This is a genomic window from Caldisericum exile AZM16c01 (assembly GCF_000284335.1).
In the GTDB taxonomy this organism is placed as follows: Bacteria; Caldisericota; Caldisericia; order Caldisericales; family Caldisericaceae; genus Caldisericum; species Caldisericum exile.
Map to the genome: position 1 here is coordinate 1,243,613 of NC_017096.1, position 20,022 is coordinate 1,263,634.

The window sequence follows — 20,022 nt, forward strand, 5'->3', positions numbered from 1 at the left end:
CTCCTAAATAAATTTTTCTAAAATATACACAAAATGATCATAACTTGCAACAAATCTCTTAAAACTATTTATGCATCTTCGCCTTGTCTCAGACAAAAAAGAATTTCGGAGTAGTGCATCTTTTGAAACTCGCTCAAATTCTCTAAAAAACATTATTGCATCGCTAAGTGCATCAATTCCTTCAAATAAAACTTTCTGTTCGTCTTTTTTAAGGAAGTGATAAACACCTAGCAAATACACCTTAAGTCCATAAAGAGCAGTCAATTGGTCGGGGATTGTCCTTGTTAAAATGTGATTGTTTTCCAAAACGAAACTCTTTGACTCATCTTCAAGGTCTGAAATAAACATTTGGAATGCGTTTTTTCCAAGGTAGTAGTTGGTAAGTTTCTGTGGTCTTTCGTAGTAGTTCTTATGAATTTCATAAACGATATCTTTAAATTTAGATCGCTCGTACAAAATAAATCTCTCTATCCTAAAAGGGTTGAGTTTTGCAATTCTATTTTCGCTTTGTAATTCGTGAAGAGGAAATTCATATCTATCAAATACATGCTCACATAATAAAGTACCATTCATACGCTCAATTGCAAGGCAATTTTGTGGAATTAAAATAAAAGGAGGTTCAACATCTTCGATTGTGCCAATATCAAAAAAATTTAATTCAAAATTGAGGTACTTCTTTAAATTGAATGCAAAATAAGGCAAGTCCTCATAAATTAATGGATTTTCGTAACTATATATAAATCTTAGAGAAAGTCCAGAAAAAACTGCAAGTTCATGAATGAGAATCTCGACATCTTCTTTCAAGATTGACTTCTCAAGAGCAAAAAGCAAATCATAGGTAGGCAAATTCTCAGTATTCTTCAATTTTTCTAAAATTTTATCGTAGTCCATCTCAATTACATTATAAGACAATTCCCATGAAATTTCGATATTTGCGTTTTTCTTATAGAATTGTTTTATTTGTAATGGGCCATAAAATTACTCTTTACTTAATAGGATTTTTGGGGATTATCTATACAATAATACTAAGGAGGCGATTATGATTAAAAATCAGTGGTACATCGTGTTATCTTCTAAAGAACTGAAGGACAAGCCCATTGGACTTAAAAGATTTGGTGAAAAACTCGTCATGTGGAGAACAAAAGATGGCATTGCATGTATCGCTGATAAGTGTGCTCACAGAGGCGCAAGTCTTTCAAAGGGAAAAATTGTAAATAACCATATTCAGTGTCCATTTCACGGATTTGAATACGATTCAAGTGGAAGAGTTGTCCTCATACCTGCAAACGGAAAAGCCTCAAAAGTACCTGACAATTTCAAAGTAAAGAGTTACAAAGTGAAAGAAAAAAATGGCTTCATATTTTTGTTTTATGGTGACGAAAGTAAAGCACCAGGCGAAATACCGTTTTTTGATTGGATTGACGGCAGTTTCACATACGATGAACTAAATGAACCTTGGAATACACACTATTCAAGGTGCATAGAAAATCAACTTGACCCGATACACCTTCCCTTCGTGCACCATAATACGATTGGCATTGGCGGAAGAACAGTTGCAGATGGACCTGTTGTTGAATGGTTTGATTCAGAAAAAATGCGTTTTTATGTGTTTAATAGAAAAGATGATGGAACTCCACCCAAAAAACCAGAAGAATTGAAAGGACAGAAAAGCAAAGTTTATCTTGAATTTATCTTCCCAAACTTTTGGCAAAACCATATAAGTGATAAATTCTTTATAGTTGCGGCATTTGTTCCAGTTGATGAAGAGCATTCGCTTGTTTATGTAAGACAGTATGTGAAAATTACAGGTATTAAATTTATTGACAAACTCATCGCAACTCTTTCTATTCCATTCGATAGAATTGTGCTTCACCAGGATAGAAGGGTCGTCGAAACGCAAATTCCAAAGAAAAGCGCACTTCAAATGGATGAAAACCTTGTCCAAGGAGACTTACCAATAATTGAATATAGAAAACGAAGGGAAGAACTTTTAAAGCAAAATAACTAATATGAAAAATTACAATTTTGATAAAATACTTCCAAAACTCGAAAAATTTGTGCAAAATTTAGGTGTTCCTGTTGTTACTCGCATTAAAGATAGAGACTTTGACCCTTTTAAAATTCTCATAGGAACAATTCTCAGTTTGCGCACTAAAGATGAGACAACAGAAGAAGCTGCAAACAGGTTATTTGAGGTAGTAAAAACACCTGAGGATCTTATTAAATTAAGTGAAAAAGATATAGAAAAACTCATCTATCCTGTAGGCTTCTACAAAAGAAAAGCAAAGCAAATTAAGGAAGTTGCAAAAACGCTTATTGAAAAATACGATGGTCGTGTCCCAAATGACCTTGAAGAACTTTTAAAACTGAAAGGGGTTGGAAGAAAAACTGCAAATCTTGTTATAACTGAGGCATTTGATGACTACGGCATTTGCGTTGATACCCACGTCCACCGCATTTCAAACAGACTTGGCTGGGTAAAAACTAAAAACCCTGAGCAAACAGAAATGGAATTGCGAAAAATCCTTCCAAAGAAATATTGGAAGACCATTAACCCAATCCTTGTAACCTTCGGTCAAAATATCTGTAAGCCTATAAGCCCGCTTTGTTCAAAATGCCCCATTGAGCCTCTCTGTCCAAAAATAGGAGTAACGAAGTCCCGATAAAAATTTTGAAAGATTTCCCCTTTGGTGTAAAATTAAACGCTATGAAAAAGATAATTTTATTTTTAACGATATTCTCTTTGATTTATTTTGTTGGTTGCAGTGCTTCTTACAAGGTAAATTTCTTTGATGAAATTACAGGCAAGCCTATAAACCCTGTTATTATTAATGGAAAAATTGCCCAGGGAGAAATTAAACTACCTCCAAATACTTATAAAGTTTCCGCAAATAATTACGAGGAAAAATCAATTTCGGTAAATAAGGATAATACTAATTTTTTCCTAAAGCCAAGTGCTTACCTTGTGCTTGAAGCGAATGCAAAAGTTAATTCAATAAAAATTGACGATAAGTACTACAAACCAACAAGCATAATTACAAATGGACACGAAGTTTTCACCGTATCTCCAGTTGAGATAGGAACACACACCATAATTGTTGAAAGTAAATTTTTCGTTCCATTTTCAAAAGAAGTAGAGTTTAAATATGGAGAAAACCATATAGTAATCAATCTTACAGTAGATAAAGGTGCATTTTCACAATTTCTTGATACTCTTGAATTTCCGCTTCAAGGCACTTCAAACAAAAAGATTATAGTAAAGATAAATGGTATTGCTAATAAAAACCCTATAAGTAAAGAGTTTAAGATTGAAAAATCGAGCGATACGCTTGCTATAATTGATGGTAATTTAACTTACTCCTTTAAAAATGGCACCTTTGAAATTGAAGGACGCACACCAACTGAAGAGGAAAAAGCAATTCTTTCCTATGCAAAGTCTGTAATTGAAGAGTTTTTAAATTTAAAAAATGTTTTAAAATCAATGGAATTAAAGGAAGCTAAAGACAACGAATTTTTACTCTCAAAGACAGGAGCCTTTGAAGGGAGAGAAATTACAGAATCATTGTCTTTCAAGGTTGATAATTCGAAAATAACAAGCATCGTTTTAAACATTGTGCAAGAGCAAATAAACACGAATTTAAGGATAGAAGTGGAGGTTGAATAATTATGGGATTTACACACCTACATCTTCACACTGAATATAGCCTTCTTGATGGCATGAACAAGATTTCAGAGCTTTCCTCCCGAGTTAAAGAACTTGGAATGGATGCAGTTTCCATTACTGATCACGGAAATATGTACGGAGTTATAGAGTTTTATGAGGAAATGAAAAAGGCAGGTATAAAGCCAATTATAGGTGTTGAAGTTTATATTGCTCCAAACGGAGTTGAAAAGAAGGAAAAAGATGAAGAGCGTTATCACCTCATACTCCTTGCAAAAAGCCTCAAAGGATACAAAAATCTTACAAAAATTGTTACTGAAAGTTATGTAAGAGGTTTTTATTATAAACCAAGGATTGATTTTGAAATTCTCAAAAAATATAATGAAGATATTATCGCAATGACTGCATGCCTTCAGGGAGAAATTTCTTCAAAGGCTCTAAAAGGAGATATAAAGGAAGTTAGAAAAGCCCTCTATAAATATCTTGATATATTTGGTAAAGAAAATTTCTTTATTGAAGTCCAAAACCATGGGCTTGACGAGGAAAAGGCAGTTATAGAAGTAGCAAAAACTCTTCGTGATACTGAAGGCGTAAAACTTGTAGCAACAAATGATGCACATTACTTACGAAAAGAGGATGCACACGCACACGATATACTTCTCTGCGTTCAAACTTTAAGGCCAGTTGATGACCCTGAAAGAATGCGTTTTCCAAATGACGAGTTCTACATAAAGAGTGAATCTGAAATGCTTAAAGCATTTAATGGTCTTGAAGATGCAGTTTATAATACAGAACTTATTAAAGAAATGTGCAATGTCGAATTCGATTTCTCATCGTATCACCTGCCTGTCTATAAGAAAGACGAAAATTGGGATCCATCAAAAAATAAAGAGTACCTCGAAGAGCTGACATTCAAAGGCATCCGGGAAAAATACGGAGACAAAGCAGACGAAGTTATGGAACGTGCACGTTACGAACTTGATGTAATTGAAAAAATGGGATTTACCGATTACTTCCTCATTGTGCAGGACTTCATAAACTATGCAAGGTCTAACGATATTCCTGTGGGTCCAGGACGTGGTTCTGCCGCTGGATCAGTTGTTTCATATGCATTAGGGATAACAGAAATTGACCCGATCAAATACAACCTCTTCTTTGAGCGATTCCTAAATCCAGAAAGAATAAGCATGCCTGATATTGATGTTGACTTTGGCGATCGCGGAAGAGATGCAGTTATAGAATATGTAAGAAAGAAATACGGAGAATCTCATGTTGCTCAGATTGCGACATTCGGTAAAATGGAAGCACGCCAAGTGATCCGTGATGTTGGTCGAGCACTAAAATTCACATATCAAGAAACTGATAAAATCTCTAAACTCATACCTCCTGGACTTAAACTTAAAGAGGCACTTGATTCACTCCCAGATTTAAGAAAACTCTACGAAGACCCCCGCTATAGAGAGCTCTTTGATGTTGCACTGAAACTTGAAGGTGTTGTAAGAAACTTTGGCACACATGCAGCAGGAGTAGTCATTGGTGATGCCCCATTAACTGAATATCTACCACTTCAAGTTGATAAGGATAACTCCATTATAACTCAATATGATAAGGACGTAGTTGAGCACATCGGCCTTCTTAAGATGGACTTCCTTGGAATTAAGAATCTCACAATAATTCAGGACACAATTGATATGCTCAAATCCAGAGGAATTGATATTGACATAAATAAAATCCCTGAGGACGATAATGAAACTTTTAATATGCTTAAACGCGGAGATTCAGTTGGAGTTTTCCAATTAGAAAGTGCAGGCATGAGAAGAGTTTTGAAGGGTGTTCAACCTGATAGCATTGAAGATTTAACTGCAGTTGTTGCGCTTTACAGACCTGGCACAATAAAGGCAGGCGGAATTGAAGAGTACATTAACAGAAAATCCGGAAAAACAAAGGTAACATACCCACATCCAAAACTTGAACCAATTCTAAAAAATACCTATGGAATTATCGTTTACCAGGAACAGGTCATGCAAATTGCAAATACCCTTGCAGGATATACCATGGCAGAAGCTGACACCTTGAGAAAGGCAATCGGTAAAAAAATTCCAGAAATAATGAAGGCTCAAAGAGATGTTTTTGTACAAAGAGCAGTTGCAAATGGTGTTGAAAAAAACGTTGCGGAGAAAATCTTTGACCTCATCGAATTTTTTGCTGGATATGGCTTTAACAAATCGCATGCAGTAAGTTATGCAACTCTTGCCTATAGAACCGCCTATTTAAAGGCTCACTATCCAAAGGAATATTTCACCGCTATACTCAATTCATACATTGGGAACGAAGACAAAACAAGAGAGACTCTACTCGAGGCAATAAGCAAAGGTATACATATACATCTTCCTGATATAAATAAGTCAGATGCGCTTTTTAAAGTAGAAAATGATGGTATCAGATTTGGTTTTCTTGGTATAAAGAATGTTGGCGAGGCTTCGATTAACGAAATCATAAAAGAGCGAATATCAAATGGTCCTTTCTCTTCATTTAAAGATTTCGAAAGAAGGACAACATCCTTTAAAGTAAATAAAAAAGTCGTGGAAAGCCTTATCAAAGCGGGTTGTTTTGATTCTTTGGGTGAAGATAGGAAGGCACTCCTTGAAGGAGAAACTGTTTCAGAGCCAACCGTTTCTCTGTTCGGGGGATTGCCACAATCAACAAAACCAAAAATTCATGCAACAAGAGCAGATATCCTGAAATATGAAAAAGAGGCTTTTGGGTTTTATCTTTCAGATAACCCGATAAATGCATATCTTGGAATCCTTGAAGACGAAGGTTTTGAAACTGTATCTCAAGTTATTTCAAAATTCAAAAAAGAAAACGAAATTGAAAACGAAGAGCAGGATGACATTTTACAAATCGAAGAAACCACAATAAATAAGGTAAAAATTGCTGGTGTTATAAACAACGCAAAGAAATCTAAAACAAAAAATGGTAATTTCATATTAAGGTTCGACCTTGAAGATGGTGCAAATAAAGTTGGGTGTCTTGTTATGCCTCAAAATCTCGAAAAATTCACCGAATATCTCGATAGAGATGGCGTTGCAGTTGTTGAGGGAGAAATAAGGCAAGAGGAAGATTCGATTACATTTTTTGCAATGGATGTTGTGAGGTTTTTTACAGAAAAGGACATCAAGAAAAACGAAACAAACAATGCACTCCACATAAAAATTTCAATGGACGATGAAGACCCAAAATTAATATTAGAGAAACTTGCAAAATTAAGAGAACTTGCAACTAATTTTAAAGGGGATTTACCGATTATCCTGCATGTGAGAACCGATGGAATGATTGTTAGAATTCATCCTTCACCAAAATTTTCGGTTATTCCAACAAAGGCTTTTATCTCAAAAGTTGAGGAAATCCTCGGAAATGGCTCTTACGAAATCAAGGGCTTTCTTGAATAGTTGAAAAAATCCTGTAATAAATGTATAATTCATTAAGTGCCGGAGTGGCGGAACTGGCAGACGCGGCGGACTCAAAATCCGCAGGGGTTCAGAGCTCCGTGTGGGTTCGACTCCCACCCCCGGCACCATTTTTATTACAGATTCATAGATAAATCCCAATTTTGATATATAATATTTCTGTAAATATCATTCAAGGAGGTCGATTATATGGATTTAGGTCTCAAAGGGAAAGTTGCATTTGTCATGGCAGGAAGTAAAGGGCTTGGAAAAGGCGTAGCCATGAAGCTTGCAGAAGAAGGTGCTCTTGTATCAATAATGTCACGATCCTTGGAAAATCTCAAAAAAGCACAGGAAGAAATTAAAGAAAAGACTGGTGTTGAACCTCTCATTTGTGTAGGAGACGCAACAAAAGAAGAAGATGTAATAAAAGCAATCGATGAGACCACAAAAGCATTCGGTACAATTCACATTCTCTTCGCAAATGCAGGTGGGCCACCATCAGGTGGATTTTTTGATGTAAAACCAGAAGATTACCTTAAAGCAGTTCAACTCAATCTTATGAGTACAATCTATGCAGTGTATGGCGTAAAAGATCTTATGATAAAACAAAATTGGGGAAGAATTATTGCATCAACTTCTATCTCAGTCAAACAACCTCTTGACAATCTTATCCTCTCGAATGTTTCAAGAACAGGTGTCGTTGCTTTTATAAAATCTGTTTCAAACGCTCTTGCTCCGTATAGAATTACAGCAAATGTGGTTGCACCTGGATATACAATGACAGAAAGAGTAGAAAATCTTCTTAAAGCACGAGTTGAAAAAGAAGGAATAACCTTTGAAGAAGCACAAACGGCAATGGTTGCAAGTATCCCGATGAAACGCATCGGAACTGTTGAGGAATTTGCATCAACCGTTGCATTCCTTGCCTCCGACAAGGCTTCATACATTACAGGCGTTGTTTTACCAATCGACGGTGGATTCATAAAGGGGGTATAAGAATGCTAAAGATAAATCCAGAAAAAGAATTCGAAGTCGTATTAGACATTGCAACAAAGATGTGCGTTGCGGCACGCACGGCACCAAAAGCAAACGGCCTTGACTCAATTGTAACAGCAATAGTGTACGGTGAAGAACTCAATAAGATTAGGGAAGAAATGATAAGATTTGGAACGGAACGAAATCTTCAATACTTCATAAGGGATGCAAGGAATATTGAAGGAAAAGTCGTTGTCATCATTGGCTCTAAACCAAAAGAGAGGGCCCATGGCTTTGAAGATGGCGAATCCGAAGAAACAGTGTTAAAAGAAAGCACAGCAATAGACTTAGGGATTGCAATCGGAAGTGCAGTGTCAATTGCAAAAGATCTTTGCGTTGATAATAGAGTTATGTATTCCATCGGTAGAGCTTGTATCAATTTAAAAATCCTCGGTGATGATGTAATTATTGCCTATGGCATACCTTTAAGTATTTCAGGTAAAAATCCATTCTTTGATAGAAAATAAAAGGGAGGCGAAAGTCATGATGAAAGAATTACTTTTAATTCCAGGACCAACACCTGTAAGCGACGATGTACTCTATGCACTATCACAACCTGTAATCTCGCATACAAGTGTTGAATTTGCAAATTTGCTTAAAGAGATTTTGGTTTACGTAAAAGAACTCTTTGGTGTAAAAAACGGTTTCCCTTTTGTAATAACAGGATCCGGAACTTTGGGCATGGAAATAGCATTAACGAACATCCTTAAAGATAATGATAATCTTCTTGTATTGTCTCATGGATATTTTGGCGATCGCTTTGAAGAACTTGCAAAACACCTTGGAATAGAAGTAAATAAAATAAAGCCAAACCCAGGCGAACATGTAGATTTAGAGCTATTTAGAAAAACACTCAAAGAAAAACACTATACTGCAGTTACTCTGACACATGTTGATACATCAACAGGGGTACTTGCAGACGTTGAAAGCATCTCAAAAATAATTCAAGAAGTAAGTCCTGAAACTCTTTTTGTTGTTGATGGCGTGTGTGCAACAGGAGGGGTAAAAGAAGAGTTTGATAACTGGAAAATTGATGTAATTCTAACAGGCTCTCAAAAGGCACTTGCAACACCACCGGGATTGACACTTCTTGCATTCTCAGAAAGGGCGATTGAAAAAAGAAAGTCAATAAAGCCAAGAACTTACTATGGAGATATCCTCAAGTGGATGGTAGTTATGGAAGATGGAACAAAATACTTTGCAACTCCATCGGTAAACCTCTTCTTTGCGCTCCATCAATCACTCAAAGGTATCTTTGATATTGGACTTGAAAACTATTTCAAAAAGCATGAAGACCTTGCAAGAAGGGTAAGAAATGCAATGAGCGAAATAGGATTAACCCTCGTTGCAAAAAGACCTGCCCCAACACTGTCCGTATTCCTTTACCCTGATGGAGTTGAAGATAAAACATTCAGAGGCAAACTGAAAGAAAAAGGTGTTATTGTTGCAAATACGCTTGCAGAACTTTACGGAAAAGGGTTTAGAATAGGACATATGGGAAGCGTTACAAAAGACGAATTGATTGTTGCTGTTTCAAAAATTGCAGAAACATTTGAAGAATTAGGTGTAAAGGTTAATAAAGGGAATGTGCTTAATGCCTTTCTAAGTTAAGAGAAAGTTTTTGTGAAGAGGCGCTCTCCCAAAATAAGGAGAGTGCCTCCTATAATAAATGTTGCAAAGTATCCAAGGTGAAGTGCAATAAAACCAGCAACAAACGAAGCAAGTATTACAGCAAAATTAATAGACATGTTAAAGATACCTAACGCCTTGCCACGTTCTTTGTGAGGTGCAAGATTTGTAATTTCAAGTGTAAGGGGAATATAAAAGAAAGGCCAGGTAAAACCAAAGAAGACAAAACTTGCATATATAAATGCTCTCATAAAGTCTAATTTAAACACAACAAAAACTCCAATCAAAATAAAAAGAATACCTCTTAAAAATAAAACAACTCGTATAAATAGCCGATCATATTTTGTCATGAGCAATCTCCCTGTAAGAAAAAACGCAATATTTCCAGCAAAACTATTTGCAGAATAAAGCAAGAATATAAATTGCGAAGAAACTCTAAACGCTTCCTTTAAAAAAACCGTAAATACCGAAAACACAAGATTTGCACCAAAAAACGCCATAAAAACAGAGGCTGTTATAAGGCGCATATTCTTAGGGAGATTTCTTATGTCAACAACTTTAAAAAATTCGTTTGCAAAATTTACAACTTTAAGGAAAAGAATTTTTGTAGCACGAAGATGTGGAGAAACACTAACTTTCAGTGTTCCCCGCTCTATTGTCAAAACAGAACTAGTAAGTAAAAGGATGGAAGAAATAAAAAATATCATCTTGAGTTTGAAAATATCATTTAAATTTTTAATGAGAGTAAGTATAAAACTCCCAAAAAGCATTCCTAAGGTTGAACCAATGCTATTAAAAAGATTTAAATTGTTAATCTGTCTTCTTACAAAGCCTTCGTCTTCAATTTTAGAAAGGTGCAAAGTCATCGCAGGACCGGTAAAAGAGATAACGTTTCCAAGAAGGACTGAAAGAAGATAATAAATATAGATAGATTTAACAAACACCATAAGTACCATTATGAAAGATGCAACAAAGAAACTTGTGTAAATTAAAATTGACACTCGTTTAACTCTATCCAATACGATGCTTGCAGAAATTGACCCCAAAAGGTTTCCAAACGAAAACAATGCAACCGCAATTGATGCATTCTGCACGTTGCCATGTAGAGCAAGCACAACATACAAACTTATAACTATGTTAAAAAGAGAAATTGACGCACCTTGTAGTGCAAACGAAATAAACCACTTTTTAAATCCCATTTTCAACCTTCAAGGATATTTTATAAGAAACTTCTATTTTAACCAATCTATATTGAATTAAAAATTCCGCGTTGCCTCATATAATTTTCTTAATCCTTTGTAATCTGTAATTCGTTCAGCAGATTTTACGAAATGTTATCTAGTTATCTTATCTAAATTGTATACTAACTTATTCGGAGTCAAAGGAAAGTCTTTGAGTGATGTTTTTAGCTCCTTGTTTTGTTTTCTTCACTTTTTTCATCTCTTTATCATATGCCTTTCAAAGCCCTTGAGTGATTCTATCAATTTGCCTTTCAACTAAAAGAGGATTCAATTCCTCTTATGTTTTTCTAAGTTGCTCTTTTACTTCTTCAGACACACCATTTGATTTAATTATTCTTCTGTTTGATGTTTAAGTTTGTCGCACTTCTTTAATACCTTGCTCCAAATGTTTGTTTTTCAATTAGTTTCATTCTTTCCCTAAAGCAATTATCCTTCTTTCTATAAGGTCTTGCCCTTGTAAATGTAATAGAATGTCTATATCTGTGCTTTGTTTTTTAATCTTTTGTAACCTGTGCTCTTTTTAACAGGTTATTGCTTTTGTTTCTATCCATCCAGTATGTATGCAAGTCGCATAAAGGGAATAGAGAAATCCTCCTTTTAGATTATCTCCAAAATCAACAACAACTTTCTTTCCATATGTTCGTAGCAGATATGATGCACAACATCTTGAATATCCTGTGAGTTTCACAAATTCATCTAACATCTTATTTTTCTCTTTCTTTGTTTGGTTATTGTATATCGCTATACCTCTACTCCTATTACTGCCTTTGTTTCTTGCTGAATTTACACATAAAGTCTCCTTCCATTTTCTTAAGAACTTCTTCTAACTTTTCCATCATTTTATTCCATTTTCATTTTTGAATAGATTTGTATATGAGGTAATGATTTAATTTCGCATATATCTTTGACGAGGTAATTCGGATTTTTGACGTTTGAACAAAAAGCTTATATTATATATGTAGGAGAATTAATGTTTATGGACAAATTTATGCGATATCAAATGGTAGCAATACTATCTGCCATATTATTTGGAGTAAGTACTCCTCTTTCAAAAATTCTTTTGGGGCAGATAGCCCCAATTCCACTTGCTGCCTTCTTATATATAGGTAGCAGTATAGGTTTACTGGTTTTTCAACAAATAGACCATCTTATAAGAAGACAGAGTAAAGCCGAGGCATCTCTGGAGAAAAAAGACACGCCTTGGCTTATTGGCGCGATATTCTCTGGAGGCATTATAGCTCCTATTTTACTAATGTCGGGTTTACGAATAACCCCCGCCTCTACTGCATCTTTACTGCTGAACTTTGAAGGAGTAGCTACAGCATTGGTTGCAGCATTATTTTTTAGCGAGCATATAGGCAAAAGAGTTTGGGTAGCTTTAGTATTGATTACTTTGGCAAGTATTTTTCTGTCGTGGGATTTTACCAACCAATGGGGATTCTCTATTGGAGCAATAGAAATTCTTTGTGCCTGTTTTTTTTGGGGCCTTGATAATAATTTTACAAGAAATATCTCATTAAAAAATCCTTTTTCTATTGTTGTTATTAAAGGATTTTCTGCAGGGCTCTTTTCTTTATTTCTGGCATTCTTGTTGAAAAACCCTATCCCGAGCTTAAAAATAATTTTATTCGCAATGTTACTTGGTTGTTTTAGTTACGGCTTCAGTCTTGTACTGTTTGTAGTTGCTTTGAGAAATTTGGGCAGTGCTAGGGCAAGTGCCTTTTTTGGGACTGCACCTTTTATTGGAGCAACATTATCTTTAATACTGTTTAAAAGTGTTCCGAACATTATGTTTATTATCTCTCTACCTGTAATGATCGTTGGAACCATTTTGTTATTCAGGGAAGAACATAGCCATAAACATTTTCATGAATACATTGCTCATGAGCACAGGCATTCTCATACAGATGATCATCATAACCATCCTCATATGCCACAAGAGGTGCCAAAAAGTGGTTATCACTCCCACTTCCATATTCACGAGCCAATAGAACACGAACACCCACATGTGCCTGATATACATCACAGACATAGCCATTTACCTAAAAAGAAATAATTACGGTATTAGAAAATAATTCCCAACTTTATCACTTGTTGCAAATTTTGGGATAATTTAGTTTAAATAATATAGTCTAAAGGATCACAGGTTACGGAATATTAAGATTTTTATCTGAGGCAATTATTCGATTCCGTATATTTTGACGAGGTAATTTGGATTCTTGACTTAAAGAAAAATCTTTATATAATAACGGAAAATACTTTAGAGGAGGAGAGTATGAAGAAAGTATTAGTAAGTGTAGTTTTAGTTGCACTCTTGCTTTCTGTCTTTGCAGGTGTAAAGAGCGCAGAACCACTTTTTGTAGGAAGCACTACCAATCCTCATGGATCTTATGAGGTTCCTAACGAATTTATCGTTGGATTCAGGGACGGTGTTAATGTTACTCTTAAGGCAAAGGCTCTTGAAAATGCAAATTCAATAAAGGTGAAAAAGGTTGGGCTTAAGAATTTTGCAGTGTTCACACTTCCTCAATCAAAAACTCTTGATGCCGTAAAGGGACTTTTGCTTAGCGATCCCGATATCGCGTATGTTGAACCAAACTATGTCGCTCATGCATTTTCACTCCCAAACGACCCATATTTTTCTCCATATCAGTGGGATCTCTACGATTACGGAATGCTCTCAAATGGTTATGCATCTAATTTTGGAGTCCAAGCAGTTTCTGCATGGAATATCACAAGAGGAGCAGGTGTAAAAGTTGCAATAATTGACACAGGCGTTGCATATGAAAATTACACCGATCCTGTTACAGGCACCCAATATGCCCTTGCACCAGACCTTGCAAATACTAAATTTGATACAGCAAATGCCTACGACTTCGTTAATAATGACACCCACGCAAATGACGATAACGGACATGGAACTCATGTGTGTGGTACAATTGCACAATCCACAAATAACAGTATTGGTTGTGCAGGTATTGCATACGAAGCAACAATTCTTCCTATAAAGGTACTTGATAGTTCTGGCTCCGGCACCTATGATGCGATTGCAAATGGAATTATTTGGGCTGCAGATCACGGTGCAAGAGTCATTAATATGAGCTTAGGAGGAAGCCAAGGCTCAACAACTCTATATAATGCAATTAAATATGCTTATAACAAAGGCGTTGTTATCGTTTGTGCTGCAGGAAATGATGGAAGACCTTTAGTGAGTTACCCAGCAGCCTACACAGAGTGTATTGCCGTTGGTGCAACTCGTTTCGATGGAAGAAGAGCAAAATATTCAAACTACGGAAGTGCACTTGATATCGTTGCACCAGGCGGAGATACTTCAGTTGATCAAAACAAGGACGGCTATGGAGATGGAATTTTACAACAGACATTTTCAGGAAGCCCAACAAACTTTGGATACTACTTCTTCCAGGGAACTTCTATGGCAACCCCGCATGTTGCGGCTGTTGCAGCATTAGTTCTGTCTTTACATCCTGAGTTTACAAACGTGCAGGTAAGAACAGCGCTTCAATCAACTGCAAAAGACCTTGGCACAAAGGGCTGGGATAAGTATTACGGATATGGACTTGTGAATGCATACGGTGCAATAAATTGGAAACCATAGTATATTAGGATTGATAAATTTTTAAAAGGGGGAAATATTCCCCCTTTTTATATTTTCATTTCATTCCCACCAAGGACGATTACAATCTCGCCTTTTGGAGGATTCTTTGTAAAGTAATCTAAAACTTCTTGGACGGTTCCCCTTACTACACTTTCATGTATTTTTGAGATTTCTCTTACAACTGCAACATGACGGTTTGCATCAAAAACTTCATTCATTATTGAAAGCACTTTTAAAAGTCTATAAGGAGATTCGTAAAAAATAACAGGATATTCAAAATCTTTAAAGTATTCAAATGTCTTTTTTATTTTGCCTCCGGTTCTCTTCAAAAATCCATAGAAAAAAAATCTATCAGGTGGAAAACCAGATAGAATCAGTGCAGGAAGCACTGCATTCGGTCCTGGTAAAACCTCAAAATGAATACCTTCTTCAACACATCTTTTAACAAGTTCATAGCCTGGGTCTGAAATACATGGAGTACCTGCATCGGAAACAAGCGCAATTGAAAGACCTTTTTTAAGATCTTCAATAATACTATCCAAAACATGCCTGTTTGAGTAAGAATGAAAACTCTTTAAAGGTGTTTTTATTTCGTATTTATTAAGTAGATTTTTTGTAACTCTTGTATCTTCTGCAACTATATAGTCAACGCTTTTAAGTGTTTCGAGCACTCTTAGCGTTATATCTTTGAGATTTCCGATTGGTGTTGGACAAATAAACAGTGGCATTTACTAAACTTCTTGCACCTCAACTACTTCAAACTCATCTCCAACTTTTATGTCATTGAAGTTTTTTAATCCAACGCCACATTCATATCCCTTAACAACCTCTCTTACATCTTCTTTGAATCTCTTTAGTGATGAAACCTCCGTTGTGTAAATAACGGCATTATTTCTAATAACCTTAACCTTTGCGCCTCTGTAAATTTTACCATCGGCAACAAGACACCCTGCAACAGTTCCAACATTTGGCACCTTAAATGTTTGCTTAACAGTAACTCTTCCAATGACAACTTCCTTTGTTTCTTTGGTCTGTGCACCTTTCAAAAGTCTTTCAATCTCATCAATAAGTTCAAATATTATATCGTAAGTTCTTATCTCGATTCCTCTTGATTTTGCTTCATTTACGGCTTCTTGAACTGGCCTTACATTAAAGCCAAGAATAAATCCCTTAGAGGCAGATGCAAGAAGAACATCGCTTTTTACAATACCTCCCACGCCTTCATGCACAATCTCAATAGGAATAGGCGACTTAATCTCACTTATTGCTCTTTTAACTGCTTCAAGTGAACCTTGAGTGTCTGCCTTGAGGATAACATAAAGCCTTTTTTCTTCACGCTCTTCCATTTCCTTCAAAAGATCTTCAAGAGTTTTTGGGACACGCCCTTCCTCTTTTGCTTTCTTTTTTGCCTCTTCTATTTTTTCTTTCTCTTCACGCATCTCCTCAATACCAGAAAGTTCATAGAATATCTCTCCTGCTTCAGGGATTTCTTCCAATCCTGCAATCTCAACCGCAGAAACAGCTGGGCTTAAACTCACATTTTTACCAAAGGTATCTTTCAAAAATCTAATTTTTCCAACCGTATTTCCTGCTCTTAAATATGTGCCAACTTTCAAGGTTCCAGTTTGAACAATAACTGTTGCAAGTGGTCCAACGTTTTTATCAATCTTCGATTCAATAACTGTTCCAGATGCGATTGTATTTGGATTAGTTTTTAGATCAAGTAAATCTGCTTGAAGTCTTATTATTTCAAGAAGATCCTGAATGCCTTGCCCAGTTTTTGCTGATACAAGCACATAAACAGTTTGTCCACCCCACTCTTCTGGTAAAAGTCCTCTATCTGCAAGTTGGTGCTTAACCATTTCTGGATCTGCGCCTGGTTTATCTACTTTATTAACTGCAACTATGATTGGCACTCTTGCAGCCTTTGCGTGGTTTAGAGATTCGATTGTTTGTTCTTTCACTCCTTCGTCTGCCGCAACAACCAAAATAACTATATCCGTTACAAGCGAACCCCTAAGCCTCATCTCGGTGAATGCTTCGTGCCCAGGTGTATCAATGAAAATAATGTCTTCTCCATGGATCCTTACAGTTGAAGCACCAATCGCTTGAGTGATCTGTCCCTTTTCTCTTGCTGCAACATTTGTTTTACGAATGGTGTCAAGAAGTGTTGTCTTTCCATGGTCAACATGACCCATAACTGTTACAACTGGTGCACGCTTTACAAAACGTTTTTTAAATTCTTCATCAAGAAATGGTGGAACTTTAAGCCCTAATTCCTGTGCAAGGTAATGGACTTCCTGCCTTGAATATCTGTAAGACGGTTTATATGGAAGCCCAAACTTCATTATTTTTTCTCTAACTTCCTCAATTGGCACACCAAAGTGAGCACAAAATTCAACAAGAGTTATATTATCCGGAATGCTCTCGAGTTCCTCCTTCTGTTCCTTTGCCTTGTGCTTCAATTCATTTACATAGTCAGAAATCAAAGACGCCGATTCAGCATCAACTACAGAAAGGGTGCTTTTTGCAGGAATTCCTAATTCCTGCATGATATCCATGAGATTTTGGGATTTTAATCCCAATTCTTTTGCGAGTTCATAAACCCTTTTTCCTTGCTTACTTTCTTTCTTCATTTACTTCACCTTCTTCCAACTCGACAAGATGAATGTTGTATCCAGTTAATTTTGAAGCCAGAGCAACATTTATCCCATCCTTCCCCATCGCAATGGGGGCTTCCTTCTTCTCAACATAAACATTTGCTTCTTTTGTGTTTGGAATGATTTCTACTCTCTTAACTTCAGCAGGACTTAGAGAGTTTGCAATAAACACTTCTGGATTTGGACTATATCTTATAATATCAATTTTCTCAAAGTTAATCGCTTTGGAAACAGCATTTATCCTCGTGCCCTTTGGCCCAATACATGCACCGACGGGGTCAACATGTAAGTCCTTACTCAAAACTGCAACTTTTGCCCTATCACCGGGTGCACGTACTATTCCCTTTATCTCAACAATCTTTTGTGCAACCTCAGGTACTTCTCTTTCAAGAAGTTTTGCAAGAAAATTTGGCTCTGCTCTCGAAAGGATTATTAAAGGATTTCTGTCACCGATTCTCACTTCTTTAACATAAACGTCATACTCTTTTCCTCTTATAAGATGCTCATTGGGGATCTGCTCTTCGAAAGGAAGAATTCCTTCAACTGTTTGCATTCCCTCTTCAAGGCTTATACCAATTGAGCCTCTTCCCTTTATTCTTGTAACTCTACCTTTTACAATGGTTCCTTGCTTATTTGCAAAGAGATTTACAAGATGTTCCTTCTTTCTTTCTGCAATTCTTTGCATGAAAACTTGCCTTGCAGCCATAACTGCAGATGATGAAAGCGTTCTTATGGGAATCTCTATAAGCACCTTCTCGCCAATTTTTGGATTATCGGTAAAGTTAAGCGCTTCCTTTGGAGAAATTTCCGTTATGGGATTCATTACACGTTCAACAATAATCTTCTCTGCGTAGAGTCTTATCTCACCCTTTGCAAGATTCACCTTAACTATAGAATTCTCTTCACCAAAATGCTTTTTATAGGCTTCCTTTATAGATTCAATTATTATCTCAATAATCTCTTCCTTGGGAATGCCTTCTTCTTTTTCAATGTTTCTTAAGGTTTCAATGTCTATCACTTTTTACCCCCTTTTCTTTTTTCAAACATTCTTTCAAACAATGCAACCCTTACAATTTTTGAAAAGGGAACTGAAAGCATTACACCATCAACTTCAAAATTTACCTCATCTCCTGCATTACCTCTCAGAATGCCTTCTTTGGTTACAGTCTGTCCTTTCTCATCCTCATAAGTAAAACGCACTTCTCTTCCTTCAAAAATATCAAGTTCGGCTCTATCCTTCAAAACCCTATCAAGTCCTGGGGTTGAAAGGTTAATGTCGTAAACACCTTCAACACCAATTGCCTTCAAATCACGCTGTATCTCCCTTGTAAGTTCTTCAAGATCACCAACGGTAATACCTTTTGTCCGCCTGTATACTATTGCTTCAATTGTATCAGCGGTGATAGATAACTCTATCACCATCATGTTAAACCTTTCTGCATTTTTTCTTACAATACTTTCTATTCGTTCCATAATTTTTTAAAATAAAAAGTGGGCACAAATTACCCACTTATACAAAAAATTCACCTTTATATTGTAAAAGAATTCCTTAAATTTTCCAAATTATAATTTTAATCAATTCTGTAAAAATAAGAAGAACGAACAAAAAATCGTACTTCTTTTAATTTAAGCAAGTTTTTGACTATTTCTCCTTTATTTTTAATCTTTGGTAATTCTTAAAGGTTTTAATATATTACATCTTATTTCTGTCATGCTATTCTTTAAAGTATGGTTCTACATAGTTTCTGAATTCCTCGTACTCCAAAAATAGAATTCTCAATCCTTCCTTTTCAGCAACTTTCCTAACTATTTCAGTTCCATAGTAGTATCCAAAACGACCTTTTACTAAATCCTCTTGTCTTGCACCAGGTACAGCAAACAAAGTATTAATTAATGACACATCAAAATTATTACTTGCTATTGCATTTTTTATTAATTCCCACATGCTGCGCTTCATTACTGTGCAATTTTTAACCCATTCCGTAAAGTGTTCTCTATCAATAAGTCCAAGCCATAAAGCGCTATCAAAACTGGCTTTTTTGAAATCTTTCGAAAGATATGTCGCAACTCCTTCTGCAAGCATCCTTTTCAGATAATGATGCTCTGTAGATTTATAGTTTCTTAAATAAAAAGACGGTGAATGGTAATAATGAATAGCATGGAAAGTCTCGTGAAGCAAATGTAAGTCAATAATAAATGACTTATTCTCTAACATCTCATTCATCCTTGTCATATTTAAAAATATGTATGGCTTTCCATTTAAAATAAGACCGTGGCCGTCAAAATTATTTAATCCTACAAAGAAAATAACATCAGGAATTACTATTTTTTTCACTGATCTTTTAAGTAAACGCATAAGTGATGACAGCCTTTTTGTTAATAAACCTATATTAATCTTTGTTAAATCTATATTAGTGTCTCTAAGAATGACTTCTATATTTTCGTGGAATTGTTTTTTGTCTTCAAGTGTAGAAAAGTACTCTTTAAAAAAATCCTCATGGTTTTTAAACGCTTTTTCTATGCCATTACTTAACTGTTCTTCTGCTATATTAATAAATTTCATATAACCCTATGGTATTTCCTTTCTAAAATAAAAACCATCGACTTTGCACTCTAACATCTAATCAAGTATACAAAATCGGTACAAATTCCTCAAGGGTTTACCAGAAGCTTCAAATTTAACATCTTCACGATCAAGACGGTAATCTTCGATAATGTTAATTAAGTC

General features: G+C 35.7%; 17 protein-coding genes and 1 tRNA gene. 10 read left to right on the top strand and 8 right to left on the bottom strand.

What is annotated here, in order from left to right; genetic code table 11:
- Positions 1-3: 3 nt before the first annotated feature.
- Positions 4-891: a hypothetical protein gene (locus CSE_RS06315; RefSeq protein ID WP_014453808.1), complete on the bottom strand. Its 888-nt coding sequence runs from the start codon at positions 889-891 to the stop codon at positions 4-6.
- Between the two features lie 148 nt (positions 892-1,039).
- Here CSE_RS06315 and CSE_RS06320 point away from each other — a divergent pair, with 148 nt between their 5' ends.
- The 8 genes from CSE_RS06320 to CSE_RS06355 all read left to right on the top strand — a co-directional run bounded on the left by CSE_RS06320 (position 1,040) and on the right by CSE_RS06355 (position 9,759).
- Positions 1,040-2,008, top strand: coding sequence for an aromatic ring-hydroxylating oxygenase subunit alpha (locus tag CSE_RS06320; protein ID WP_014453809.1), 969 nt, complete (start codon positions 1,040-1,042; stop codon positions 2,006-2,008).
- Position 2,009: 1 nt separating this feature from the next.
- The gene (locus CSE_RS06325) at positions 2,010-2,666 is read left to right on the top strand and encodes an endonuclease III domain-containing protein (protein WP_014453810.1); all 657 of its coding nucleotides are present in this window, start codon (positions 2,010-2,012) and stop codon (positions 2,664-2,666) included.
- Between the two features lie 41 nt (positions 2,667-2,707).
- Positions 2,708-3,664 carry a hypothetical protein gene (locus CSE_RS06330; RefSeq protein WP_014453811.1) on the top strand — a complete coding sequence of 319 codons (957 nt, stop codon included), beginning with the start codon at positions 2,708-2,710 and terminating at the stop codon, positions 3,662-3,664.
- A 2-nt stretch (positions 3,665-3,666) separates the two neighbouring features.
- Positions 3,667-7,113, top strand: coding sequence for a DNA polymerase III subunit alpha (locus tag CSE_RS06335; RefSeq protein WP_014453812.1), 3,447 nt, complete (start codon positions 3,667-3,669; stop codon positions 7,111-7,113).
- A gap of 38 nt (positions 7,114-7,151) precedes the next feature.
- Positions 7,152-7,241: transfer RNA gene (locus CSE_RS06340), tRNA-Leu, on the top strand.
- A 79-nt stretch (positions 7,242-7,320) separates the two neighbouring features.
- Positions 7,321-8,109, top strand: a complete 789-nt coding sequence (locus tag CSE_RS06345; protein ID WP_014453813.1) for an SDR family oxidoreductase — start codon at positions 7,321-7,323, stop codon at positions 8,107-8,109.
- 2 nt (positions 8,110-8,111) lie between these two features.
- Complete coding sequence (locus CSE_RS06350; protein ID WP_014453814.1) at positions 8,112-8,615, top strand: ferredoxin domain-containing protein; 504 nt, start codon at positions 8,112-8,114, stop codon at positions 8,613-8,615.
- A gap of 16 nt (positions 8,616-8,631) precedes the next feature.
- On the top strand, positions 8,632-9,759 hold the full coding sequence (locus CSE_RS06355; protein WP_014453815.1) for a pyridoxal-phosphate-dependent aminotransferase family protein: 1,128 nt from the start codon (positions 8,632-8,634) through the stop codon (positions 9,757-9,759).
- On the opposite strand, the gene CSE_RS06360 is transcribed toward CSE_RS06355, so the two are convergent.
- Both CSE_RS06360 and CSE_RS06365 read right to left on the bottom strand, forming a co-directional pair.
- On the bottom strand, positions 9,756-10,976 hold the full coding sequence (locus CSE_RS06360) for an MFS transporter (RefSeq protein WP_014453816.1): 1,221 nt from the start codon (positions 10,974-10,976) through the stop codon (positions 9,756-9,758). The two genes, CSE_RS06355 and CSE_RS06360, sit on opposite strands and share 4 nt — an antisense overlap.
- Before the next feature lie 562 nt (positions 10,977-11,538).
- Positions 11,539-11,721: a hypothetical protein gene (locus CSE_RS06365; RefSeq protein ID WP_014453817.1), complete on the bottom strand. Its 183-nt coding sequence runs from the start codon at positions 11,719-11,721 to the stop codon at positions 11,539-11,541.
- Positions 11,722-11,988: 267 nt separating this feature from the next.
- On the opposite strand from CSE_RS06365, the gene CSE_RS06370 reads away from it, so the two are divergent.
- Entirely contained in the window at positions 11,989-13,074 is a 1,086-nt protein-coding gene (locus tag CSE_RS06370) for a DMT family transporter (RefSeq protein WP_014453818.1), read from the top strand.
- A gap of 219 nt (positions 13,075-13,293) precedes the next feature.
- Complete coding sequence (locus tag CSE_RS06375; RefSeq protein WP_014453819.1) at positions 13,294-14,634, top strand: S8 family peptidase; 1,341 nt, start codon at positions 13,294-13,296, stop codon at positions 14,632-14,634.
- A gap of 47 nt (positions 14,635-14,681) precedes the next feature.
- On the opposite strand, the gene rsmI is transcribed toward CSE_RS06375, so the two are convergent.
- From rsmI to CSE_RS06400, 5 genes are all read right to left on the bottom strand, one after another.
- A complete protein-coding gene (gene rsmI / locus CSE_RS06380) occupies positions 14,682-15,362 on the bottom strand; it encodes a 16S rRNA (cytidine(1402)-2'-O)-methyltransferase (protein WP_014453820.1) in 681 nt (226 codons plus the stop codon).
- Positions 15,363-15,365: 3 nt separating this feature from the next.
- Positions 15,366-17,270 (bottom strand): translation initiation factor IF-2, encoded by a 1,905-nt coding sequence (gene infB / locus CSE_RS06385; protein ID WP_014453821.1) that lies wholly within the window; start codon positions 17,268-17,270, stop codon positions 15,366-15,368.
- Positions 17,254-18,312, bottom strand: coding sequence for a transcription termination factor NusA (nusA, locus tag CSE_RS06390; protein ID WP_014453822.1), 1,059 nt, complete (start codon positions 18,310-18,312; stop codon positions 17,254-17,256). The genes infB and nusA overlap by 17 nt, the downstream gene beginning before the upstream one ends.
- Positions 18,309-18,767 (bottom strand): ribosome maturation factor RimP, encoded by a 459-nt coding sequence (locus CSE_RS06395; protein WP_014453823.1) that lies wholly within the window; start codon positions 18,765-18,767, stop codon positions 18,309-18,311. Before CSE_RS06395 ends, nusA begins: the two co-directional genes overlap by 4 nt.
- A 241-nt stretch (positions 18,768-19,008) precedes the next feature.
- Positions 19,009-19,857 carry a hypothetical protein gene (locus CSE_RS06400; RefSeq protein ID WP_014453824.1) on the bottom strand — a complete coding sequence of 283 codons (849 nt, stop codon included), beginning with the start codon at positions 19,855-19,857 and terminating at the stop codon, positions 19,009-19,011.
- Positions 19,858-20,022 lie beyond the last annotated feature (165 nt).